Origin of the sequence: Bacillus sp. Marseille-P3661, assembly GCF_900240995.1 — a bacterium.
Lineage (GTDB): Bacteria > Bacillota > Bacilli > Bacillales > Bacillaceae_J > OESV01.
Window position 1 is genome coordinate 1,495,914 of the sequence record NZ_LT965953.1, and the last position, 25,440, is coordinate 1,521,353.

A 25,440-nucleotide genomic window follows, 5' to 3' on the forward strand; every position below is an offset into this window, starting at 1 on the left:
AAGTAAAAACAGACTTCACTATAAGCTAGTTAGACCTTAATACATGCTACTCCATGACCTTCTGTAACCATATTAAGTTTAGGATCTATTTCTTTACATTCATTTGTAGATATAGGACAACGATTAGCAAATGCACAGCCTTTTGGTTTATTTACTAAACTTGGTACTTCGCCTTTAATCGAGATATGTTCACGTTTTTCCTCAACGAATGGATCTGGTATAGGCACAGCTGAAAGTAAAATTTTTGTATATGGGTGCAAAGGATTTTCATATAACGTTTTCCAATCGGAAATTTCTACAATTCTGCCTAAATACATTACTGCGACACGATCACTAATATGACGTACTACCGATAGATCATGGGCTATAAAAAGATATGTCAGACCCAGCTTTGCCTGAAGATCTTCTAATAAGTTGATAATTTGTGCCTGAATTGAAACATCTAATGCTGAAATTGCTTCATCACAAACAATGAATGAAGGGTCACTTGCCAAAGCGCGTGCAATCCCCACCCTTTGTCGTTGTCCCCCACTGAATTCATGTGGCATTCGATTTCGAACAGCGGGATTTAAACCAACAAGTCGAAATAGTTCTTCGAGTCTATCTTCATATTCACCTTTTCCATTAATTAACTTGTGAATTTTAAGCGGCTCACCCACGATTTCACCGACAGACTGCCTTGGGTCAAGTGAACTAAACGGATCTTGGAAAATCATTGGCATGTCTCGACGAAGTGGCTGGAGCTGTCTACTTGTCATTCGGGTGATGTCTTTGCCCTTAAATATCATATTTCCTTCCGTCGGCTCGTAAATCCGAAGAATGGTACGAGCTACTGTAGTCTTACCACAACCACTCTCTCCAACCAAACCAAGTGTTTCTCCTTCGCGAATATAGAAACTAACATCGTCTACCGCCTTAATATCGGCAACTTTCCTTTGTAGCAACCCATTTGTCACAGGGAAATACATCTTCAAATTTTTAACTTCAAGTATCTTTCCGGAATCCTTCTTCTTATTAGTATGACGCTCCGTTGCAATTGTAGGTGATACCTCACTCTTTGCAGTGTTTACCTCCTCCTGGGCTAACTTCACAGTTGGATTTGTAATATCTTCATAGCAAGCATACTTATGTCCTTTATCGGCCTCTATTAGAGGAGGGGCCGATTTGCTTTCGCATCCCTTCGTCTTAAAGGTACACCTAGGAAGGAATGCACACTTTTCAGACTTGTTTGCTAGATTGGGCGGCAGACCCTCGATAGGAATGAGATCGCGGTTTTTTGGATCGTTAAGTCGTGGTACTGCCTTCATTAGACCGATTGTATATGGGTGCCTCGGATTACCGAATATCTCCTTTGTAGTTCCCGATTCAACAATCTCTCCAGCATACATGACATAAATCCGATCTGCGTAGCGAGCTACGATTCCCAAATTGTGTGTTACAAGCACTATGGATGTATTTGTTTTCTTAACAACGTTACGCATCATTTCAAGAAGTTGAGCTTGTGTTGTTACGTCAAGTGCCGTGGTTGCTTCATCTGCGATGAGTAGTTTTGGATCACATGATAATGCCATTGCAATCATAAGTCTTTGTCTCATACCTCCGCTGAATTGATGTGGATAATAATTTATCCTTTGTTCAGCATCAGGAATACCTACCCATTTAATTAGCTCTATTGCTTTTTGCTTGGCTTGTTCCTTGTTGTAATTCAAATGTAACATAACTGATTCAGCAATTTGTTTGCCTACTTTCATCACAGGATTAAGCGATGTCATTGGTTCTTGAAATACAACTCCTATTTTCCCTCCACGCACCTCTCTCATTTCCTCACTGTTCGGTTCATACTTAAGCAGATTTACACCTTCGAACAGAACTTCTCCATCTACAATCTTTCCAGGTGGTGTTGGGATTAATTGAAGCCCGGAATACTGGGTAACCGATTTACCACATCCACTCTCCCCTACAAAGGCAACGATCTCTCCTTCATCAATATAATAGGAAACTCCATCCACTGCTTTAGCAACAGTCTTATCTACAGTAAAATATGTCTTTAAATTATTAACCTCAAGAAGATGTCTCATGTCCAAAACCCCTCTCTATTCCAGAAACATCAAATATATAGTTGCACTTCATTTTAATTCATTCCCCTTAGCCTAGGGTCAAGCGCATCTCTTAATGCATCCCCTACAACGTTAAATGAGAGAACTACAATAATAATTGCTATGCCTGGTGCAAGAGAAAGTTGGGGGTGCTCGAGCAAATAACGATAACCGTCACTCACCATCGATCCCCAAGACGCACCTGGCGGCGCAATACCTAAACCCAAAAAGCTAAGACCAGATTCAGCAAGAATTGCAGTACCTAAATTCATGGTAATTAATACTATTAAAGGTGACAAACTATTAGGCAGAACGTGTACAAGCATGTTACGAATATTGCTCATACCAGATATCATTCCTGCTAAAACATAATCAGACTGCTTAATCGTAAGCACTTGCCCCCGCATTAACCTTGCATAAGTTGGTAAAATTGCCACTCCAAGTGCTATGATTACATTTTCAATACCCCCACCTAGAATTGCCCCCAATGCCATCGCAAAAATAATTAAAGGAATTGCCATCATTGCATCCATGATGCGCATTAAAAATGAATCGACAAAGCCACCAAAATATCCAGCTATAAGGCCAATACCAATACCGAAAATACCAGCAAATATTACAACTACAACACCAATTAATAAGGATACTCTTGAACCATAAATGATACGGCTTAATACATCTCTACCCAAAATATCAGTACCCAACCAATGCTCAGGTGATGGGGGTTGAAGAGTTTTTGTTAGATTTTGAGCATATGGATCATATGGTGCTAAAAATGGTGCAAAAATCGAAACAAGTACTAAGCTAAAAATAACAAATACAGCAGCTACAACAACCTTTCTAGCTAAGAAAACTCGTAAGAAACGAAGTAGACTGTTAGTTTGAGGTGGTAATTCTGGGAAGCTTTGCTGGGAAGATACCACTATTTTCTCTGCGGTCATTTTATTCACTCCTCTCATTTATATCTAATTCTCGGATCAATATATCCGTAAGTTATATCCACAAGAAGGTTGCAAAAGGATACAACGCTTGCTATGATTAGAACAATACCTTGAACTAGGATATAATCTTTCGCAAAGATCGCTTGAATCATTAAATTTCCCATACCCGGAATATTGAATACTTGCTCGATAAAGATAGAGCCTCCTACAGTATGGGCAAGTCCGATTCCGAGAATCGTAATAACAGGTATTAATGCATTTCGAAGTGAATGTTTGAGTATTACATGGCTTTCTTTTAATCCTTTAGAACGAGCCGTCCGGATGTAATCTTGTCGAACCACCTCCAACATTGCAGATCTAGTTTGACGTGTGACGTATGCTACTGATACTAAAGAAAGAAGAATTACAGGCATTATAACTTGAGTAAAGCTCTTCCAGAAATCTTCGAATGGTGATGTATAACCTTGTACTGGCAGCCAACCGAGCTTAAGGCTGAACATATAAATCCCTAATATACCAAGCCAAAATATTGGTACTGCCATGCCAAAGTTTGCAATTACTGTAATTAATGAGTCAATTGGGCTCCCTCTTTTAACTGCCGCGATAATCCCTGCAGGTATGCCAATAATTACAGAAAGTAGAAAAGCGCTTACACCAATATGTAGCGTAATCGGCAACCTTTTACTGATAAGCTCATTAACGGTGTATTGATAAGAAATGGAATTCCCTAAATCGCCTTGCAAAACTTTGGTGATCCAGTCAACATACTGAGCTGGCAATGACTTATCGAGCCCAAGCTCTTGTTTCACCTGCATTACTTTTTCCGGCGTTGCATCCTCACCAAGCATTATACTCACTGGATCACCTGGAAGTAGGTGCATAATCGTAAAAACAAAAACACTTACCATAAATAGGATTACTATTGTTTGAAGTATCCTTCGCACCAAAAATGCTATCATGAATAGTCCCCTTTCATTAATATTAATCTGAACTAGATAGTCTTAGTTTTGTAAATAGTTTTCAAAAGTACTGTTTATTTAACCTGTTCATATATACTTTTAGCTCGGGATGTAAAGTCATAAGTGATTTTTCGGCTATTAATAAGGTTAATTCATGCGAGGTAGCAAATCTTCTTGGTAGGAGTTCCTAATTAAATCTTCATGCAAAAAGAGCCATAAAAATCTACTTTAGATATTTAGAATTCATAGATACAAAATCATCAATTAAACTTGTACATGGGACATAATGACTCGTGCTAATAATATTTTAAATTAACTTATAACCAGTAATTATAAGATTTCATCTGGCACTTTACTACGTATCCTTGGTTGGCGGTACTGGTACAGCTCTTGAATTTCATCGACCCGATATGCTAGTTTCATAAAAAGATCCGATCTGTCTAGGTATCAATGGAGGCCTTGTATTCGTATGTTGAAATATACCCAACCTTTTTTATAATGATTTTTGGTTGTACCATACACACACCATACATTCTCCATCTTCTTAAACAGGTACCAGGGACCATACCAAGACTAATTATCGCAATTGTTATATTCACGCAATTTCGAATTACATCTCAAGCTGTCTACCACAGCTATCATGCTGGAAAACACCTTTTCTAGTTTTTTTAATAGGATTTGCATATGGTCTCCTATGAACCAAGGCAATGATAACTCTTCCACGATCCAACTCATTGGTAAAAACAGCCATCATTCACTGTCCATAGGGCAATTCCCTATGCTAAGTGTAACCCACCATCAATCGGTAAGATTACTCCATTTATATAGCTAGCTGCTGGTGATATTAGGAACAAGATTCCTGCTGCAATTTCTTCTGGCCGTCCTGCACGACCTGTCGGATTTTTATCAATAAAGCCTTGCATATGTTGAAGAACGTTATAATTACGTGGTGTAACAATCGGCCCTCCAGGTGCTATTGAATTCACTCGTGGTCTACCTTTCAATTCAACTGCCTGATGACGTGTATAGCCCGCTATTCCCGATTTTGCTGCGGCGTACCAAGAGTCTCCACCACCACCTTCAAAAACTCCTGCAAGCGCTGATATATTTACAATAGATGAACCCTCTTCAGGATCTGTTGCTAAGAAAGCCTGACTAATACGGTGTATACTTCCTATAGCGAGAGCTGTTACTTCATCAAAATCCCACTTATGCCCAATCATCTGTGGCCCTGCAACATTAACCAGTGCATGGGGTTTAGCGAAAGCAACTGTTTCCTTCATTGCATTAGCTACTTCTTCGTCATCTCCAATTTGAACTCTTACAGGAAGAATGTTTTCACGATACTCTTCAGCTCTTTCAATTGTTCTATTTACACCTTCGAGATTCATATCCCACGCTGCTACTTTCATTCCCATACGAGCGGCAAGTATTGTTGCTGCCTGTCCAATACCACTTGCTGCACCTGTTATTATCACCCCAGTACCTTCTGGGTGTTCCCATCCATTCCAGATTATCGGTTGCTCAGGTACCGGTTGTTTTCTTTCATTTTGCATATTATTACCTCCAATAATTGTTTACCGGTTTTTACTAGATTTCTTATTCTAGATAAATCGGTGTTAAACTTAATGTAACATATTTTCAAAATATTTAGTTAACTATGCTGTTATTAGCACATTTGTGCTTTTTAAACATAGCCTTTTGTGCAACAACCATTGAAATAGTAGAAAAAAATGAAATTATATTAATTTTTCTTTTTGTAAGATCATTCAAATTTTCCGATTAAAACCACACATAGCTTAGACTAAAAAACAGATCAACCTCAATTAGAATTTTAATATCTGTTGGCTATTTCTTCTCTCAGATTCTATAGCATTGTAAGTATTCAGAAAAAAGTATAGTAATAGCAACAACCCCTACATAGGTGATATTTCAGAAAACTCTTAAAATAAATCAATAAAAATAATCCCTATTCTTCTAAGAAGGATAGGGATTATTTTTATTAAGGTATTTTCTCAAAATGGAATGTAAATTGAATCTTAGCTGATGTTGAATCTTTATAATTGGCTAAAGGTCACATAATCTACTTGATTATTATTATTACAAATTCACATATAACCAGGAATCATCAGTCTCATTGGGGAACTTCTCCCAAGTATCTTTTGTTGGAGGTTCTGGAGAAGCTTTTCGAATTTCGTCAGCCTGATACGCATATTTACCTAAGAAATTCCGATCCTGCTCAGGTGTCAATGGTGGCCTAGTATTCGTAGGCTGCATATCATGCACCCAGCCTTTTTTATATTCATTTTTGGTTGTTCTTTGCCATGCGCCACTTAAGATACGCCATTCTCCATCTTCTTTAATATGTGTTCCAGGAACCATCCCAAGACTAATTATAGCCATTGGTTTTTCACGAAATTTCGATAGTGCCTCTACTCCCATTGACCACCATACAGCTCTTGCTTTTGTACAATCATCATTTACTTCAATAATCGGTGTACTTAGTGGGTGGATAAGCATATTGCCTTCTAAGCTGTCTACCACAGCTTTCATTCGGAATGCTTTTATTGCATCCATATCTACACTTGGATGTTTTGTCGCTTGTAACTCTCTTCTTTTTTGACCAATATGTTGATCATCATGAAAGATAGCGGCGCAACCGCGTAAATTTTTTATTTCCCATACGGCAAGCAATTTCTCCACAGCAAGTTCTGCCTCGGTAAATTCTTGCTCACTCATCTCATTTATCTCTGATAAATCCAACTCCACTTCGATCGCTCCTTCCTAAAAAAAGATTAATTACTATTTACTTTTGTCTCGTTCTAACATCCAATTACTGTCAGTCCATGTGGCATATGGGCGAGGACAAGCTGGGATACCCTCACGTATACTGAGTGGTGAATACGGATTATGGTACGTACTCGGTTTAGCTAATGGATGTACTGGGGTATTTAATCTATTGATCATGCTAGTATCTTCAACCCATCCCTTTTCATAGGAACATTTAAATAACCTAAACCAATGCATATGCCAAATCTTCCATGAACCATCTTCGAATATGAAATCGGCAGCTATCATACCCCAGTTCCAAATCGCTTTTGGTAGTCCCTCTTCTTGTGGTATTGCTCCCGCGCCTGGGGCCCACCAAACCGCCTTAGCCGTCTCTAAATCTTCCGCTACTTCAATCATTGGAGTGTTTAATTGTATGTCCATCATTTCTCCAACTTTCACAGTTTTTCCAACAACCTCATGAACGATTTGCCTAACTGCCTCCGGACCTTCAAAAACACCTTCGTCAGCGTATTCTAGGGATACATCAGGTTTTCCTAGCGCAAAGTGGCTCAATACCTTGTCAGCATCACGAAAGTTATATGCGACAACGCATCTTCCCATATTGTTTTGAATTTCTTCATATGCTTGAAGTCGTTTAATTGATTTCAATAAATTTATTTTCCGTTCTTCACTAATTTTTCCTGCCATTGTTAATTCTCCCTTCAATAATTCTTTTACCTCTTAGGTTTTACTGTATCTTGTTTCTAGGAGTTTACTATTATAAGAAAATTCTCTTAAGCTAGATGTAATCCGCCATCAATCGGTAAGATTACTCCGTTAATATAACTAGCTGCTGGTGATATTAGGAACAAGATTCCTGCTGCAATTTCTTCTGGCCGTCCTGCACGACCTGTCGGATTTTTATCAATAAAGCCTTGCATATGTTGAAGAACGTTATAATTACGTGGTGTAACAATCGGCCCTCCAGGTGCTATTGAATTCACTCGTGGTCTACCTTTCAATTCAATTGCCTGATGACGTGTATAGCCCGCTATTCCCGATTTTGCTGCGGCGTACCAAGAGTCTCCACCACCGCCTTCAAAAACTCCTGCAAGCGCTGATATATTTACAATAGATGAACCCTCTTCAGGATCTGTTGCTAAGAAAGCCTGACTAATACGGTGTATACTTCCTATAGCGAGAGCTGTTACTTCATCAAAATCCCACTTATGCCCAATCATCTGTGGCCCTGCAACATTAACCAGTGCATGGGGTTTAGCGAAAGCAACTGTTTCCTTCATTGCATTAGCTACTTCTTCGTCATCTCCAATTTGAACTCTTACAGGAAGAATGTTTTCACGATACTCTTCAGCTCTTTCAATTGTTCTATTTACACCTTCGAGATTCATATCCCACGCTGCTACTTTCATTCCCATACGAGCGGCAAGTATTGTTGCTGCCTGTCCAATACCACTTGCTGCACCTGTTATTATCACCCCAGTACCTTCTGGGTGTTCCCATCCATTCCAGATTATCGGTTGCTCAGGTACCGGTTGTTTTCTTTCATTTTGCATATTATTACCTCCAATAATTGTTTACCGGTTTTNAATTGTTCTATTTACACCTTCGAGATTCATATCCCACGCTGCTACTTTCATTCCCATACGAGCGGCAAGTATTGTTGCTGCCTGTCCAATACCACTTGCTGCACCTGTTATTATCACCCCAGTACCTTCTGGGTGTTCCCATCCATTCCAGATTATCGGTTGCTCAGGTACCGGTTGTTTTCTTTCATTTTGCATATTATTACCTCCAATAATTGTTTACCGGTTTTACTAGATTTCTATATCTTGGTAAATCGGCTTTAAATATACTGTAACATATATTCAAAATATTTAGTTAATTGCATCGTTATTAGCACAATTGTGCATTTTATTTGTTATTATTTAGCATTGATCTATTGTGGTTTTAATTATATTGGAACTACTTTTCTACCAATCGAAATTACCGAATACAAACCATATTTTGTAAAATTGATATTGAATTCTACTTTACTGGTAAAAAACTAAAATACATTTTTGTTAGATTGGAAGTTTGACTACTTGATTTAGGATTTAAAAGTAGTATCTAAAAACTCTTATTAAGACATCAAATACTAATAAATTGAATTATTAGAGTTAAATTAGAACTTGCTCATAATTGCCCTTGCTGTTTCGGTATCTGAAATGAGTACATTTATGTAATTCCCTTTGATAGCACCTATTATCGGCAAAGCTTTTTCTAGCCCACCTGCCACAGCAACGACTTCTTCCACTCTTTTCAATTGGTTTAAACGTATTCCAATACACTGTCTGTTCCAATCACTATCAATCTCATTGCCGTCCTGATCAAAGAATTGTGCACAAATACAGCCTACTCCACCTTGCTTTTGGATCTCTTTATACATTTTTTTATTCATATAACCATGCCAAGGATTTGCAGACTTTGCCTCATTAAGCGTTCCTATCCCTGTTAAGATAATGTCAGCATTACGTAACATCTCTAGTGATTTTGAAATTAGTGGATCACTCATTATAGCCTCTTTAACATATTGTTCTTGGATATAAAGGGGTGCACTCAGATAATGAGCTCTACCAGAATATATTTCGGTTAATCTCCTAATAATTTCTCTAGAATCTACCTTTGGATTTTCTATTGAGGATACACCCATTGTCTGTACAATATTGATTGGTAACTTTTTTTCAACTTCTAGTGCATTTACTGTTTCACTTATTGTACTGCCCCAGGATACGCCTAATGTCATATTTTTACGAACTCTCTTTTTTAGATAGGCAGCTGCAAGTGACCCTATTCCACGTCTGATATCTTTTTCACTTTTATTGTTACTATTAAGAAGTATTACATCTTTGAGTTTAAACCGCTCTTTAAAATTTGCTTCCAAATCATAATTACGCTCAAAAAGATAATTAACTTTAATCTCGACAATCCCTTTTTCTTTTGCCTGTTTGAGAAGTCTTGAAATCCGAGTTCGTGAGATAAATAGCTTTTCCGCAATCTCCGCCTGAGTTAGATCATGTTCGTAATATAAGTTTGCAACATCCGCCAGAAGGCTTAATTGTTTTAATTCTCTTGGCTTTAATTCTTTAGGATTCAAAATTATCCCTCCAATACAATTTATAAAAATCATTTAAATGCTTATCCAAAAATAAGATTTTATTTAACAAAGTAATGATGTTTTGTAAGACCTTAAGTAAGATATATCATTTCAGTATTATTTCAACTCTTCTAAAAAGTATGGTCCTCTCTATTTAGTTTTTGTAAGTGTTTTCATAAAAATAGTTCCTTCTAAAAAATATAATTTAATTTCACTTTTTTGTCTATAAACAAAAGAAATAACACATTTGTTCACCAAAAAATCGCACAATTGTGCTTGTTTTTTAGACAAACATCATTTTATTTAAGAATATGATACATCACAAATAAGTTGTGTTATGGTACATTTATCATCTGAAAAGTATCGAATTATTTAACAAATCTGTACCTGTAGGAACGTCCGCATATCTTCATTTCATCAAAAAGGACGTTTTTTTCCAACTCACCAATATCATACCGATTACTTATTATTTGATGTCGGCATCGATTCCAAGCAGTACGCACCATGGATTTTTATATTTTTCTAATAATTATAAGATTTTGTTTGCCTTATTTTCAAAACAAACCGGTTCTATATAATAAGTGAAGTTGTGTAGTGACTTTTCACTCTATTATTTGTGATATATAGATAACCCCCATTTTCACCTTTTCGTTCTTAAATAACCGCCTATGTTTTTCACGTCCCCATACGTAAACTCATGCAGCATGGGCCTTCTTCACCATCATTTTTTCTAGGATCATTATAAGGAATTAAATAGCTTTGCATGATTCCCCCCTACGGATACTCCACCAAATTCGAATCGCTTTTCTTATTCCGCCTCTTGTGTCCTCAATGTCTCCTTTATAACGAGGGATTAAATAAATATGTAATTGTGGAACAGTTTGTCCACCATAAAAACCGACGTTGACGCCGATATTACCATCTGGTGCATACTCTTGATACATTACAATTTGGTCCTTTGTTAAATTGCAGCATCGACGACTAATGATCCTCATCTTTCTTGGATAATTTACCATTATCTTAAGACCATTTTTAAGTACAAAAAAAGACATAACCCGTTTTTTAACAAGGATTTTGTCTTGGTAAGGCTATTTCTTTTGTTTTTCTTGAAAACCGTCCTAATTCTTCTTTTTTTGTTTTAAAAGATTCTAAATTCCACTACCTAAGATATTTGGCTTTGATTACTTCATAATCGGATATTATTTTCTATTTTACATAGTTACAAAGTTTGCCGATTTGTTCTACTTCAACAACCACAGTATCCCCCTATTGCCATACATACCTACATAAAAGGAAAGGGTGTTACCAATCTTTCCTTTCTCCCTTCCAACTATAAGTTTCATAGAAAATTAGGTACATCTAATTGATAGTTATGTGTGTCTAACAATTGGGAGGGCATTTTATTTATTGTCCCAGGTCCATTATTAAATCTGTATACCTCTAGAACACTTCCTATCCTTCCACGCTAATACTTGTTCCATTGGGAGGCAATTTTAAGACGCTCAATGAACCTGTCCCTCTGAACCATTATCGTCTCACTCATTTGAGTAAACTCCAAAAAGTTATTTTAAGGGCGGCAATACACCTTTCCCAATAAATAACTAGAAGGTTTCTGACTAAAAGTGGGTCCATTTTTAATTGCTTGAAAAATTTCCATAATAAAGCTGTATTTTGCGTAGAGGTAGTTACCATAATATTAATTATGGTAACCTAATAAATAAAATGAGTATAAAGAAAGTACCTGCCCCCAGTTGATTAACGCTGTACTTGACAAGGGGGTAGGCACTTGAACCCAACATTCTTAAGCAATCAAAAAGGTATATAATAACATTGACATTTATATTTAATATTAGCCCCCCTTATTTCAAGTGTATAACTTCACAAATCTTCAAATTTAGTTAATTTTAACGCAATATAAAAGACCATATTAAACTATAATTATATGGTCGCATGTATCGAATATATTTAGTTTTCACCTGGGAAAAGGATGGCTAAATCACAACATCCTTATCAATTAATTGTAATAAATCCTAAATTTCTTGTCCACTACTCTTGCAATACCTTTATATTTACCAAATTCTTCAGTATACGATTTCCCAATAATATAATTTTGTAGCACTTCTTCGGTTTCTAAGATAAACTGAGAAATAAAGTCAAGGGTTTCTTCTGAGGTAAACCTCTCGCTTCTAAACTGAGTTAGTTTTGCTTGGACAGCTGGGGACCAAATAACATGTCGATCATACATTACATAAAATTCTTTTTGGAAAGTGATTTTAATAACTCTGTGGTAGTCATACCATGACCATTTTCATACTGCTCCATACTCTCCTTCAACATACGTTCGAGTTCAGGATTTTCTTCTGCTTCAACTTTTATGGATTTTTCATCTTCTTCTTGAAGAACAAGTGTAAATTTCCCTTTACCTGGAATAGAAAACTGAAATACAGAATTCTCACTATTCATATTTGCAATATGATTCATCAGTTCTTCGGAAGAATGAATTCTTCCCATAGTAAATCACCACCATTATGATTCTTTCTCTAATAATACCATATCGATCTCACGTAATATCCTATTCCAAATAATAATTGTATTGAAGTTCCTACTAATTATTTCATGTCTAAAAAAGCGTCTGTACATATTTAACAATTTCCTTTTAAAAGAGCATCTTTACTTATTTAATATTCTCCCCCATTTGTTTAATATCAACGTTTTATCTGCAACTTGATAATATCTTGTTTATCTTTGAATTTTATAGTTATTTTATATTCATCTTCCTCATATGTATCAAAATTAACAGTACCAACTAATAAAGAAATAACGTTACCTTTAATTTTTGTTTCCATATCCCCTACATTCCCTGTAATCAAACCCTCGCTACTTTCAAATTCAATGTCAATATGATTTATATCTTCCTGTGATAGTTTTAAGTCTTTCAATTCGATTTCAACCCAGTTTACTTTTTTTTCATCATACAATTCTGGATTGTATATGTAGCTAACATTCCAATATTTTCCTTCGCCATAAAAGATTACTTCATCAGAAACAACAGTTTGTGTGGTTGATGAACAAGCAGTTAAAATTATTATAAGAATAATACCGAACAACACTCTCAACTTCATTATAAAACCCCTTTTTAGTAATAAGTTTCCTAGATAATAATACCATTTTTTCTTTCTTGTTCTACGCTGCTACGTTAGCACACTCTTGGACCCCTATAGTTTAAGTGAATCAATTCAACAAACTCACCCTTTTTATTATTACAGTGCTGACGTTTAAAAAGTAGCCACCCCTATGGTAGCTACTTCTTTTTAATTTATATTAAGTCTTGTGCAAAGAGTTTTTGTTATCTAAAATTTTCCATTAGTTCAACAAACTAATTCATTTTGGCCAGTTCATCTTCAATTATTTGTTCTAGCTCCTGCTTTGAACGCATACCCTGAACCTTTGTATCTCCAATGATAAACGTAGGAACAGCCTGTATGTTTGCTTCGGAATAAGCATGTTGTAATGCCTTCTGATGTACTTCTTTATATTTCCTTGTTTCTAACACTTCACGATATTCCTGCTCATTAAGCCCTAATTCTCCCGCTAACTTAGTTAGTACCTTTATACTTCCAATATCCTGTTCTTCCTGAAAAAATGCTATGAGTATACGATGGTTATACTCATTTCCTTTTCCTTTTTCCTTTGCATATTGATATCCTTCAAATGCTAAATGTGTATATGGCTGAGGAGAAACTCTTGGTAAAACGATTTTCACACCAAAATGTTCAGCCATCGGATAAACAGAATTTTTCCATGTCGTTTGAAGATAATCCCCCTCTGGTTTTAACGTTTCTGATGGATAAGGACGTAATTCAAATGGCATCCATTCAACTTCAACATCCTTTCCTTTCAGTGCTTCTTCTAGCGGAGCCTCCGCTATAAAACAAAATGGTCAAACGTAATCCGAGTATATTTTAACTTTAATTGACATTTTATTTCCTCCCTACATTTGTATTTAAATTCTTGATTCATTTAAATGTTTCTAGGTACTTAACACTTGGGATTTAGTTTTTCCTACTAACTCAAAACTTCCCACCATTAATCTTAATACATGGTTTTTTCATACAATTAATTGCATTAAAATCGCATTATTTTATATTCTAATATTAGGTGGTGATTATTAAATGAGTGGACCAATCGAATTAACCGAAATAACAATACTACAAAAAGATACTGCTAATAAAATCCGACAAGCAAATATAAGCGGATTCGAGGAACCAGTATTATATGGTGTGCATGGTGGAGTTAAAAAGTTTTATGGGGTAGAACCTGAAATTGAATATCCTTCAACGCTTGATCATATTGTATCTGCTGCAGGAGGCTGACTAGTTGGAACACTATCCGGCGCGCTGGAAGCGCGTAAAATTCCAACCACAAATAATGTGAAAGCAAAGGTTCAAGGAACTATAGAAGCTCCTGAAGGCGTATTAAAAATCACAAAAATTAGCTGTCATTACGAAGTTAAAGTTCCAAGTGGCAAAAAGGAAGCTGCCGAAAGAGCTTTGTCAGTTTTTGAACGAAATTGCCCAGTTGCTCAGACCCTTAAAGGGGCTGTAGAATTTGAACATACATGGGTAATTGAGGAATATTAATCGAACTCAATAATTCACTCAATTCTGAAGATCATTCTTGTCCAATTTTGATGAGACGATTACTTTGAAAGTAAACGTCTCTTAGTTTTTTTTCGATTACCAGTATCTTTGTACTACTTACAGTAGATCCCATAATTGATAGATCTTTCAAATGCCAGTTAATTTAAGTGGATTATTGAACAAACTATTAATTTATGAGTAGGAATCATTTTCTATTGACTTCTTCCCTTTTTGTAATATATATAATGCCAAATGAGAAAGAAACCTTACAGGAAAAACATATACCCAATAGCTACCCTTCACTTTTAAATAATTTAATTTTTTAAAAAAAGAGTCCATATATAAAATAATTAGGAAGGGGAGTATCATTAATCTGTTGTTCTTTTGTTCTGAAATATACATTGTTAAAAATGTTTCAAAAGTTAGATAAACTTTGACAAAAGAGTAGTGATGATACCAAGGATTTGTTGTAAATCTTACAGGCTTGAATCTAAACTTCTTTAATAAGGAAAGTAAAAATAACAAATTCATATAAATTACATGGAAGGTATTGTATTGAGTCATTTTTAAAATGAAATTGTTTCTATTCTTCAATCCTTTATACCAAGTATCACTTATAAAAAAATAAGTAAAAATGGAGATCATAGTATAAATTGAATGCCACCATCTATTATTAAAGATATTTAATTTTATAAATAACCTTTCAATAAAAGTAAAATACATTGTAAATAAGAATTTTATTTTCCACCCTAATTGAAATGATGAAATGAAGATTGCAACCGTCGGAACAAACAATCCTTGGGACAAAACAGATCCAAATGAGTTATCTTGTTCTCTATTTCTAAGTAGTTTCGTTTTATATTTATATGCTTTTAATATATATAGGGGATATTCAAAATAAAAGGCTAAACCTACTATAGACAAAAGTGTAAAGAAAATCGTTTTTCTGTCTTTCCTTTTATAAAAAACATAAAGGAGAAGAAGGATATGAACAAAACTGAGCAATATATAATATTTAGAGTTATGATTTTTCTTCATATTTATATTTCCTTTCTCCTGTGTGTTAATTTCTACATTTATTATCTTTCTCAAATGTTTAATAATACACATTATTTTATGACTGAATATCCTGCTAACCTGCCCACGTGTGACCGCTTGAAAGAGTTGACACAGTTTTTGCTTAGTTAAATGCAACACTTTTTTCCAGTTAAGGACTTCCTTTTTTGAGGAAAGAGTGTGTTGATGGTCCTAACAATCATACAATCACTGTTTTTTTTGAAGTATCAATGCTCAAGTAAAATGTATATATACTAATAATTATGCATATTAACGAAGTTGTGCTTGTTGAACTAACGAAGCAGGATAGGGAAATAAGTATGTAAAAATATAGTGTAATGTATTTTTTTTTCAATTTGATATGAAATCAGAGAAAGAAGTAGATGAGTTAGTTCATCAATAATATTACGAATTAGAGGATTAAAAAAAGGGCTTTTAAATCGAGCCTTTTTTCGGTGATGGACAATTTAGGTTGTTCCAAGGATATTTTTCCATTTTGGGGTATATTATCCTTAATGGATTATATTGAGGAGGTTTTTATGGGAAATGGAAAATAATCATGTTCATATTAAATTAACTACTCCTGAAATTGCAACTCTGTGGAGAACATATATTCAAAACACAGCTGTAAGATGTTTTTACAAATATTTTCTTCAATATCTTCAAGATGAGGAGATAAAGTCAATTATTAAAGAAGCTGTGGTTTTGGTTGAAACAATTATTAGGAAAATCGAAACAATTTTCGAAAAAGAAAACTTCCCAATACCAAAGGGATTTTCGGATAAAGATATTGACTTAACAGCCCCTGCCCTTTATACAGACTTATTTGCATTAAGTTTTCTATATCGTGGAGGGCAAGTAATTATTCCTCATTATTCTAATACTCTTTCTAGAGTGACACGAATCGATATTTATAATTTTTTTGCGGAGTGTCTAAACAGTGAAACGGAATTACATAAGGAAGCATTAAACCTTATGCTTTCAAAAGGATTAAATGATCGACCTCCAAAGATGGAGTATCCAAAAAATGTTGAGTTTATTAAAGATCACCCATCATTAATAAATACTTGGTTAGGTGATAAAAGACCTCTAAATACTTTAGAAATAACAGAACTTTTTATCGAAATCGAAAGAAATGCAATTGGTCTAATCCTTTTGATGGGATTAATACAGGTAACTAAAGATAAGGAAATAAAGAACTATTTATTAAAGGGAAAAAAACTTGCTGAAAAGCAAGTGGATACATTTGATAAGTTATTAAAAGAAAATGATCATTTTATTGGATTCCCAATAACTATGGAGGTGACAAATTCAACAATTTCCCCATTTTCTGAAAGATTAATACTGTTTATTATAGCTACTTCAAACCAAATTGCTATTTCTGCACTTGGAGATGCATTGTCTGTCTCAATGAGAAAAGATTTAGCAACCCAGTATATCCTTATTATAGCAGAGGTAATGAAGTACGGTGACGAAGGGCTTAAACTTTTGATTGAACGAGGCTGGATAGAGCAGCCTCCACAACCCATTGATAGAAACGAATTTTATAAATCATAACACTTCTATGAGGAGATGATAATCATAAGGGGATTGTGATCATGTGAATAATGCAATTGAAAAATTATTATGGAGCATCGCCCTTCCTGGGTTTGGTCAGTTTCTAAACGGAAAAGTAATTAAAGGCATTGTTTTTGTGATATTAGAGTTTCTGGTAAATGTTCAAGCGAATTTCAACGTTATAATTATTGCAAGTTTTCAAGGCGATATTCAAAATGCGATTGCACAGGCTGATTATCAGTGGTTAATGTTTTATCCATGTTTATATTTTTATGCAATGTGGGATGCCTATAAGGATGCTGGAGGTGGGAAAGAAAAGTATTCTTTTCTTCCCTTTGTGTTTGCTGCCTATTTTGTTACAGTGGGATGTATTTATTCCTCAAGTTTTCTATTATTTGGGACTTTACTGGGACCTGTTTGGCTCCCTATGTTGTGTGTAATTCCCGGATTAGTTGTAGGAATTATAATAAAGAAGAGTCTAACAAAACTGGATATTTCTAATAACTAAAATTTTTTAATATAAATTTGTTCAGCTAACGAGTGCTTTACTTAAACAAAGAAACAGCTTAAAGAGCCTAAATTATGCAAGTTTTTATACATTACTTGTTATATAGGCTCATTTTATATTTTATTAAAATACTACCGTGATTAATTTTAAAAATCATATGGATCACATAAGGTTTTTAATCAAATTTCCAATTAAATGTGTCATATAATTTTTTATGCCACGGTACCTGTCCCTATGGATCTCTGAAGTTTACATAATAATTCTTATGGAATCTAATAATTAAAATGAGCTTGTTGAATTTGTATAAATATAATGAGCCGTAAGAAACTATAGCCAACTAATCAAAAACGTAAAATCCTTTCACATTTAAGAGGAGATCAATAAATCATGAAAAAGAAAATAATTATTTCTGATAAATGTAAAATCCATATGGAAATTCATAAAGATGAATTCTTTTTCGATTGGAAAGAAATGCTAAGGAGTTATGAGCAAGAAGGCTATTTCGATCACCTTTCCAATCAATCTGAGAAAATCATTATTCATTCACCCGAACCCATTGGAATTACATCATTGGTAAACACGGATGAGAATTCAGAAATCGTTTACGCTCAGCGGAAAGAGAGAAAAATATATACTAGGTTTGTTAAAAATAGAAAGTGCAGTATAACCAGTTCCTTTGTTGTGATCCTTAACAGAACCAGAAGGAACAACAATCAATACTTTTTAGTCACGATGTTTCCCGGCAAAGGGGCATATAAAGAACCTGAAGATCCTAACATCATAACAAAAAAAGAACTCATCGAGTCCTTGCTTTTTTGGGAAAATCACGCATTGGTGTTTGATGAAAGTACAATCGATCTCAATACAATCACTCCAATATGTCCATATAAAGATCTTTTTATTGGACTTTCATTGAACAATTTTTAGAAAGTGATCATTATATTAAAGGATGAACGTTAAGAAAAGTTCATCTTTATTCTTTTCTTTTTCATAACCCAAATTCTAATTTCCATTAGAGTAAAAATCTTACTATATAGTTGAAATCAGTGTCTTATTTTTATAACGTAAATCTTTCCTACTATCCTTTCAATTCCAAACTAATCGGCTAGTCTATTCTCCAATAATAATTTTCAATTCTTTTACTTTATGGATTAACTCCAGCAGAACGTGGTCGATCTCCGACAGATAGAGTGGTAATCACAGAATTGCTAATCCCATCGATGACCGTCACATTATCACTATCCTCATTTACTACATAAATACGATTGGTCAACGGGTTGACTCCGACACCATTTGGAGAATTACCGACTGGAATAGTAGTTATGACAGTATTGGTAGTCCCATCAATCACAGATACAATATTATCAATTCTATTTGATACATAAATGGTATTGGTAGACGTATTGACTCCCACACCGAATGGTTCCTCTCCAACGGAAATCGTAGAAATCACAGTATTGCTGGTTCCATCGATGACAGAAACATCATCACTTGTTTGATTTGCTACATATATACGATTGGTCAATGGGTTGACTCCCACACCTAGAGGAGAACCACCAACTATAATGTTTCCAATTACTGTATTCGTTAAGCTATCGATTACCGCCACATTGTTTAAATCATAAGAAACATAAACAGTATTCGTTGAGGGATTCACCCCTACTCCTATCGGATTATTCCCAACTAAAATGGTAGTAATCACTGAATTCGTTACTCCACTAATCACTGAAACAGTATTATCTCCTTGATTTGCTATATAAACAGTATTTGTTGAGGGATTCACTCCCACTCCAAATGGACTTGCCCCGACACTTGTAGTAGCAATCACTGAATTGGTTACACCGTCAATCACTGAAACATCCCTACTGGAAGCATTTGATACATATATTCGATTGGTTAATGGGTTTACTCCTACCCCACGTGGGTTTCTGTTTATCCCCAAAGGAATAGTCGACACTAGAGTATTGGTAGTTCCATCGATGACCGAGACTTCATTGCTGTTCTCGTTTGTTATATAAATACGGTTAACCGATACTGGAGGTCCTGGGGGACAAATACATTTACATTTTTTACAACAACGACATGGTCGAATGCCCATGATATTACCTGCCTTTTTATAATTTATAACAGGTTATGAAAGTAACATGTTTACTGCTTGTGCTATGAACTACTTATTGAATTATAGGGGGCTTATCTTCCGCGTCCTATTTTATCAATTGCTGGTATCTACTCAGAAGATGTCTCCAAGTTAGCTAGAGAGCCTAAAGAATTATTAATTATTCCTGAAGCAGACCATGTGGACTTATATGATAATCTGCAGCAGATTCCTTTTATCCTCTAAAGTGAAGAGCATTGCTGCGCAGTATAAAGTCAAATACGAAGAGACGATTACAAAATAAACGTAATCGTCTCTAGGTAATTTTCAACTTATTTGAACTGCGCATTAAAATAGTTTGTTTTATTAGTTGATCTTCTTCTAAATAAACTCGTATAGTTGAGTAACTCTAACTTTATTATCAAGTACACCGTTATATCCTTTCATTTTATCAATCAAATATTGTACCGCATACAATATATATGCTTTGTAATGTATATATATAAAGAATTGAAAATAGTTTAGCCTATTAAGACGAATAATTTTAATTTTTTTTAAGAAAGGCATGAAGAGAAAAGCAAAGAGTCCATTTGCTATCGCATTAATCAAAACAAATTTTTTAAAGTTTCCATATGAAAATTTAAGGAACCACAAAGACATAGGGAAATAAGCACCAATATCGAAAGGAAGTTCATCCCTTATAAAAGAATTTGGCATATCATAAAATTCCCACCAATTCCTTTTACGCCCATACAAATGATTCATTATTTCAAAGATAGCTATAAAAAAACTTGCTAAAGAATAACGTTTAATACCACGCTTACCTATAAATAACAACGATAACCAGGGTATAAATATTAAAAATAAATTTAATAATTTGTGCCGCTTTGAAGCCATATGTGAATGTCACCTCTCCTCGAATTGTTCCATTATTTTTTAATGTATCCAAATATTATAAAAAACTACCTATTAAAGTTGTCTTAGATAAATTCAATGACTTGACAAATGATTTCTTTAGAACTAATCAGTATCGTTTGCTTAATCCTTGTACAGTTCTTAATTTATAACTAATTTGTGATAAGTGTATATGTCTGTAAAAGTATGTATAAAACCAATCAATGATAATAAAGAACTTATGTCATTTTATCTGTTTTCAGTAAGAAAAGCGCCTATCATTCAGAGCGCTTTTTCCTTCGGTATTCCTTCAATTTATTTAGCTTGAATTCTTCAAAGTATCCTTGTACTGCGCAACAGAGAGTCCCATATACATGTTTAATTATTATGTTCACTACGCACCAATGAGGAGATCCCCTATAATCCCTACACCTTTTGCAAGGAGGTAGGAGAGCAGGAAAAAAAATACAAATTTAACATCACTATATAAAATTAGCCTAAAGAGTCCATCGTTACTCAATTGATAATACTAAAGGATCACGCTTGAATAAAATCCTAATCTAAAGTACCTATTCCTCATATGTATTTCTTTTTCAAAATTAGCGAATAGTATGCATATTAATTAATGGAATGAACGGGGTGTTGGAATGACATTCGCTATCACATTATTTGTAGTGTCTTGGATTTTTTATATTTTGTTTGCAGATAAAAGCAAACTTCCGTTCTTTTTATCAACTGTTTACTTTGGTATGATCGTCGCATTAATGAGTGATTTATTTATGCATGTTGTGGAGTTATGGAAGTTTAATATAGAAAACAGACTACATATTTTTATTGCACGTTGGTTAACTTCTTGGGGTGTCTATTTTGTCATTATGTATTTATTCCTGCAATGGCTACCCAAAAAACAATCTATTTCATCGATGTTCAAATATCTTTTTTATTGGACAACCTTTAGTATAATAGCTGAATGGCTCTTTGTAAGAATGGAATGGTTTATACATTTGAAATGGTGGAACTTATTTCACTCTTATTGGGCGGATTGGGTATTATACATTATTTTTTATTTTCATTATAAATGGATAGAAAAGAAAAGGAATAACTAACTACCACTTTATGTCTCATATTAAAACAGTAAGCACTTATAACAATTCCCTATTTCTCATACGCTTATTGAATAATTAATAACCCCAGTCTTTGTTCTAAAACCGAATTAGAAAATCAGGATTTCTACATAAGTTATTTAAAAATTGACATTTTTCTACATTCGACTCCTCTGCTTGTTTATATAGTTTATAAAAGTGGGTAATCATTAATTGAGGGAGGCGGAAAAAATATACTTATTATTTTTTTCTATATTGATTTCTGGGTTTATTATTTATTTTATGCCCAAGAAAATTACTCTTTTTGAAATGTACACAACTTCCTTGTTCTCAACCGTTTTACAATTAATAACTGATATATATTTAGAATTTAAGTACCGTCTTTATTGGTACTTTAGTCCTGGGGTTGACTCTGAAACACTTTGGTTTGTCTTCTGGATTTATCCAGCAGTAAATATTATATTTTTAAACTTCTATCCAACAAGAAAAGGAACTCTAAAAAAGAAATTATTTTATACTATTGGATGGTCTGGATTTGCAATTGTTTATGAATGGGTAGCAGTACAGGTAGGGATATTCCAATATAATGGCTGGAAATTAGTGTATTCCATCCCCATATATCCTTTACTTTTTCTACTTCTTTTCATTAATTGGTCAATCATTAAAAATTAAAACAATATGTTAAAAACTAACTATCTGAGTAACGGGTTTACTTGTGAGGTGCAAAACGGTAAATCGCAGACCGAATCAAATAGCTAATCACATAAACTTCACAGTAAAAAGGCTTAGAGATGCAATATCTCTAAGCCATTTTTAATTTTCATTTTTTCCCGAAACAACCCGTAAGTTGTCCAATTTCATTAGATGCCAAAGCGAGTTTGATATATAAGCGGAGAAATTTCGCTTAATTAGGAAATAGCACTGAAAATAGCTTAAATAGACGGAAAGATTCCGCCTATTTACTCGAAAAACGTAAAAATGGGTACCTTTGCTTTGCTTAATCGGAAAATCTCCGCTTATATACCCCAAACCAAGCTCTATCCTGCTGTTTAACCGAAAAATCTCCGCTTATTATTAATAACTCTGGTTACTCAATTATAATCTACATACTAAATCGCAAAATCAAGGCCCTCCAATAATTATTTCATACCCTGTGATTGACTATGTGAATTAGGAGACGATAAGTTATTAAAATTCGCCAACATGTTTATAAATCAATAAAAAACGCACTGTGAATTATAAAGTGAATTCAAGTGCGCTTTCCTATGTGTTTTACAATGTTTGCACCTCTGAAGTAAACCTGTTANATTAGGAGACGATAAGTTATTAAAATTCGCCAACATGTTTATAAATCAATAAAAAACGCACTGTGAATTATAAAGTGAATTCAAGTGCGCTTTCCTATGTGTTTTACAATGTTTGCACCTCTGAAGTAAACCTGTTACTATCTGAGAGGGTTGTTTTTTTACTTTCAAGTTGTTGTGCATTTTCAGTCAAATACGAAAAACGATCACTAAAAAAGTGATCGCTGATTTTATTAATACTTATTTTCATCACTTTCAGGTTTCAAGTTTCAAAAAACTGAATGCTTATTATTGCAGGTTACTCCATGGACCTGAAAAATTTGGATACAATTCAAAATATGATACACGACCTGTATCGTCAAAGCTAATGATAGAAGTATCAGCCATAAGCCAGTTCAAATAGGTTGTGCTGCCCCAAACCTCTACAGGCTGACCCAATACAGAAATGACTTCGTCTTTCGTAGATCCAACTGAAATGCTTTTAATATTCGAATCAATTTCTGCTTGAACAAGTACCCGATAATCAATATCATCCACTTGTGGAGTAACTTCATCGCGGTAGTCCAAATCTTTAAAGTAAATCAGTTTATCGTCATTGTTAAAAGCTAGACTCATCCCCGGATAAAGATAGCTATAAGCATAACTAGGGTCTGCAGAAGAATTAATAAGGGTAGGATCTCCAAATGCCTTATGAACCTGTTCTTTTGTTGCCCCTAAATATATAGGTTCATATGTTGGCTCCGTAACATCGCTTAGCTTTAAATTCCCACCACTGTTATCAATACTAACCACTACTCCACCTTCACGATCGAATTGAACGCAAGATCCTCCGTAACAAAACCCTACGGTTTCTGGAATGACCATATCTGCACTTTCATTTCCTTCCTCAACTGTTGTTCCAACTCCTCCATCAGGATATCCCATCACTTGCAAGACCTCATCCATTGTAAATCCTAATTGGATTGGTCTAACATCTTCACCTTTTAATGTTTCCCCATCTACGACATCTCTCAATTCTGGATCAAAGTGAATTAAGATATCAGATGTTGTTTCTTTTTCAGATTGATAGTCAAGTAAAAGGTCAATGAATCTTTTTATCGTTACTGCACTCTCTGCTCTTGTTGCCCCTTCCTTTGGAATAAATTCTCCTGTAGGAACGCCACTCATAATTCCTTTTTTTACAATGACAGCAACGTCTTTTCTAGCCCAATTATCAATGTTTTGATAATCTGAAAATTTATCAAGGTCCTGAATGGAAGCTTCAACATTCGATTCAATCTTTTTAATAGCTCTTACTAATAACGCTGCCATTTCTTGGCGTGTTATTTGAGCTTCTGGTTTAAAAGTTCCATCAGGAAATCCTCCCACTAAGCCTTCCTCGTATGCCCGTGAAACAACACCCGCGTACCATTTATCCATTTCAACATCCGAAAAGTGGTTTTGACTAACTGCTGTTCCTTCCAAACCTAATGCTCTTAATATTAAAGCCGAAAATTGCGCTCTTGTAATCTCACTATTCGGTAAAAATGTATGATCCGTAATACCACTAACAAGTCCACGCATCTTTAGATCAAGGATATCAACCATTGCCCAATGATTTTTTAAATCTTGAAATACAGTTTCTGGTGCCTGTACACCACGATTTGATTCAACGACAGAAACTACGCATGTTGCTAATAATGATTCGTCTGTAGTCATTGCTGATATGACTGCAATTCCAGGAGAAACAGGTGTTACTTGTCCGGTTTGATCTACAGCTGCAACTTTCTTATTACTACTACTCCACACAACTCGTTTTGATGTCCCCAATGGTATGAGCTTACTATTTATGTTCATTTTCATCTTTTCGTTTGGATGAAAATACCCTTGTAAATCTGTTTCCATAATCCCTCTTTGGACAACACTAACAATACCTTCCCAATTATACATACTTTCTCTTACATCTTTGATTGTTGGTATAGATTGATCATTAGTAACAAGCTTTAAGTTTTTAGTAAAATATAGTGCAACATCACTTCTCGTTAATTCACGATCAGGTTGAAATTGATTTGGAGCATCTATACTTATTAAGCCATGTTCAAATGCAGCAGAAATCTCCCGATAATAAGGATGATCTTTCGGGACATCGATAAAATCAGTGTCAGATAATAATGGATTATAGCCAAAAGCGTCTACTAGCAATTTTGCGATTTCTGCTTTTGTAACGTTTTGCTCTTCTTCACCGACCGTTAACTGCATGAAATTCTTATTTAAAACAAGCATTTCAGGCTGGCTACTAGAATCAGCATAAGTAAAATTTGCTGGATTTATTAATATTAACATGAGTATTAGTAACGTAATTTTATTTATCACATGTACACC

The 25,440-nt window shown here is 34.6% G+C and carries 22 protein-coding genes and 1 pseudogene; 7 read left to right on the forward strand and 16 right to left on the reverse strand.

The features are described from left to right. Nucleotides 1-29: 29 nt before the first annotated feature. From C1724_RS26265 to C1724_RS07105, 13 genes are all read right to left on the reverse strand, one after another. Complete coding sequence (locus tag C1724_RS26265) at nucleotides 30-2,078, reverse strand: ABC transporter ATP-binding protein (protein WP_102345992.1); 2,049 nt, start codon at nucleotides 2,076-2,078, stop codon at nucleotides 30-32. A 53-nt stretch (nucleotides 2,079-2,131) separates the two neighbouring features. Next, nucleotides 2,132-3,037, reverse strand: a complete 906-nt coding sequence (locus C1724_RS07045) for an ABC transporter permease (RefSeq protein WP_102345993.1) — start codon at nucleotides 3,035-3,037, stop codon at nucleotides 2,132-2,134. Nucleotides 3,038-3,051: 14 nt separating this feature from the next. Further along, entirely contained in the window at nucleotides 3,052-3,996 is a 945-nt protein-coding gene (locus tag C1724_RS07050) for an ABC transporter permease (RefSeq protein WP_102345994.1), read from the reverse strand. Nucleotides 3,997-4,772: 776 nt separating this feature from the next. Further along, nucleotides 4,773-5,552: an SDR family NAD(P)-dependent oxidoreductase gene (locus tag C1724_RS07055; protein ID WP_102345995.1), complete on the reverse strand. Its 780-nt coding sequence runs from the start codon at nucleotides 5,550-5,552 to the stop codon at nucleotides 4,773-4,775. 544 nt (nucleotides 5,553-6,096) lie between these two features. Beyond that, the gene (locus C1724_RS07060) at nucleotides 6,097-6,765 is read right to left on the reverse strand and encodes a nuclear transport factor 2 family protein (RefSeq protein ID WP_102345996.1); all 669 of its coding nucleotides are present in this window, start codon (nucleotides 6,763-6,765) and stop codon (nucleotides 6,097-6,099) included. A 33-nt stretch (nucleotides 6,766-6,798) separates the two neighbouring features. Further along, complete coding sequence (locus C1724_RS07065) at nucleotides 6,799-7,476, reverse strand: nuclear transport factor 2 family protein (RefSeq protein ID WP_102345997.1); 678 nt, start codon at nucleotides 7,474-7,476, stop codon at nucleotides 6,799-6,801. Nucleotides 7,477-7,562: 86 nt separating this feature from the next. Further along, nucleotides 7,563-8,342, reverse strand: coding sequence for an SDR family NAD(P)-dependent oxidoreductase (locus C1724_RS07070; RefSeq protein ID WP_102345998.1), 780 nt, complete (start codon nucleotides 8,340-8,342; stop codon nucleotides 7,563-7,565). A 608-nt stretch (nucleotides 8,343-8,950) separates the two neighbouring features. Next, nucleotides 8,951-9,922 (reverse strand): sugar-binding transcriptional regulator, encoded by a 972-nt coding sequence (locus C1724_RS07080; protein ID WP_180994157.1) that lies wholly within the window; start codon nucleotides 9,920-9,922, stop codon nucleotides 8,951-8,953. 749 nt (nucleotides 9,923-10,671) lie between these two features. Further along, nucleotides 10,672-10,938: an HIT family protein gene (locus tag C1724_RS07085; protein ID WP_180994158.1), complete on the reverse strand. Its 267-nt coding sequence runs from the start codon at nucleotides 10,936-10,938 to the stop codon at nucleotides 10,672-10,674. A gap of 998 nt (nucleotides 10,939-11,936) precedes the next feature. Next, entirely contained in the window at nucleotides 11,937-12,167 is a 231-nt protein-coding gene (locus C1724_RS07090) for a hypothetical protein (RefSeq protein WP_102346000.1), read from the reverse strand. Continuing rightward, nucleotides 12,167-12,433, reverse strand: a complete 267-nt coding sequence (locus C1724_RS07095) for a hypothetical protein (protein ID WP_102346001.1) — start codon at nucleotides 12,431-12,433, stop codon at nucleotides 12,167-12,169. The genes C1724_RS07090 and C1724_RS07095 overlap by 1 nt, the downstream gene beginning before the upstream one ends. 194 nt (nucleotides 12,434-12,627) lie before the next feature. Continuing rightward, nucleotides 12,628-13,044 (reverse strand): hypothetical protein, encoded by a 417-nt coding sequence (locus C1724_RS07100; RefSeq protein WP_102346002.1) that lies wholly within the window; start codon nucleotides 13,042-13,044, stop codon nucleotides 12,628-12,630. 254 nt (nucleotides 13,045-13,298) lie between these two features. Beyond that, entirely contained in the window at nucleotides 13,299-13,901 is a 603-nt protein-coding gene (locus tag C1724_RS07105) for a DsbA family oxidoreductase (protein ID WP_102346003.1), read from the reverse strand. 193 nt (nucleotides 13,902-14,094) lie between these two features. On the opposite strand from C1724_RS07105, the gene C1724_RS07110 reads away from it, so the two are divergent. The 5 genes and pseudogenes from C1724_RS07110 (at nucleotide 14,095) to C1724_RS07135 (ending at nucleotide 18,610) form a co-directional block, all read left to right on the forward strand. Beyond that, nucleotides 14,095-14,295: a hypothetical protein gene (locus tag C1724_RS07110; RefSeq protein WP_102346004.1), complete on the forward strand. Its 201-nt coding sequence runs from the start codon at nucleotides 14,095-14,097 to the stop codon at nucleotides 14,293-14,295. A 21-nt stretch (nucleotides 14,296-14,316) separates the two neighbouring features. Further along, nucleotides 14,317-14,562, forward strand: a pseudogene (locus tag C1724_RS26350) (OsmC family protein); the annotation flags it as partial. A gap of 1,602 nt (nucleotides 14,563-16,164) precedes the next feature. Next, the gene (locus tag C1724_RS07125) at nucleotides 16,165-17,175 is read left to right on the forward strand and encodes a DUF3231 family protein (RefSeq protein ID WP_102346007.1); all 1,011 of its coding nucleotides are present in this window, start codon (nucleotides 16,165-16,167) and stop codon (nucleotides 17,173-17,175) included. A gap of 43 nt (nucleotides 17,176-17,218) precedes the next feature. Further along, nucleotides 17,219-17,683: a hypothetical protein gene (locus C1724_RS07130; RefSeq protein WP_102346008.1), complete on the forward strand. Its 465-nt coding sequence runs from the start codon at nucleotides 17,219-17,221 to the stop codon at nucleotides 17,681-17,683. A 387-nt stretch (nucleotides 17,684-18,070) separates the two neighbouring features. Next, complete coding sequence (locus C1724_RS07135) at nucleotides 18,071-18,610, forward strand: hypothetical protein (RefSeq protein WP_102346009.1); 540 nt, start codon at nucleotides 18,071-18,073, stop codon at nucleotides 18,608-18,610. 217 nt (nucleotides 18,611-18,827) lie between these two features. Here C1724_RS07135 and C1724_RS07140 read toward each other — a convergent pair whose 3' ends face one another. Next, nucleotides 18,828-19,781 carry a YVTN family beta-propeller repeat-containing protein gene (locus C1724_RS07140; protein ID WP_102346010.1) on the reverse strand — a complete coding sequence of 318 codons (954 nt, stop codon included), beginning with the start codon at nucleotides 19,779-19,781 and terminating at the stop codon, nucleotides 18,828-18,830. A gap of 378 nt (nucleotides 19,782-20,159) precedes the next feature. Beyond that, entirely contained in the window at nucleotides 20,160-20,675 is a 516-nt protein-coding gene (locus C1724_RS07145; RefSeq protein ID WP_102346011.1) for a hypothetical protein, read from the reverse strand. A gap of 644 nt (nucleotides 20,676-21,319) precedes the next feature. Between C1724_RS07145 and C1724_RS07150 the strand changes: the two genes are divergently transcribed. Both C1724_RS07150 and C1724_RS26355 read left to right on the forward strand, forming a co-directional pair. Next, nucleotides 21,320-21,778 carry a CBO0543 family protein gene (locus C1724_RS07150; RefSeq protein ID WP_102346012.1) on the forward strand — a complete coding sequence of 153 codons (459 nt, stop codon included), beginning with the start codon at nucleotides 21,320-21,322 and terminating at the stop codon, nucleotides 21,776-21,778. A 306-nt stretch (nucleotides 21,779-22,084) separates the two neighbouring features. Next, a complete protein-coding gene (locus tag C1724_RS26355; protein ID WP_374703445.1) occupies nucleotides 22,085-22,447 on the forward strand; it encodes a CBO0543 family protein in 363 nt (120 codons plus the stop codon). Nucleotides 22,448-23,367: 920 nt separating this feature from the next. On the opposite strand, the gene C1724_RS07160 is transcribed toward C1724_RS26355, so the two are convergent. Then, a complete protein-coding gene (locus C1724_RS07160; RefSeq protein ID WP_102346014.1) occupies nucleotides 23,368-25,431 on the reverse strand; it encodes an S-layer homology domain-containing protein in 2,064 nt (687 codons plus the stop codon). Nucleotides 25,432-25,440: the final 9 nt, after the last annotated feature.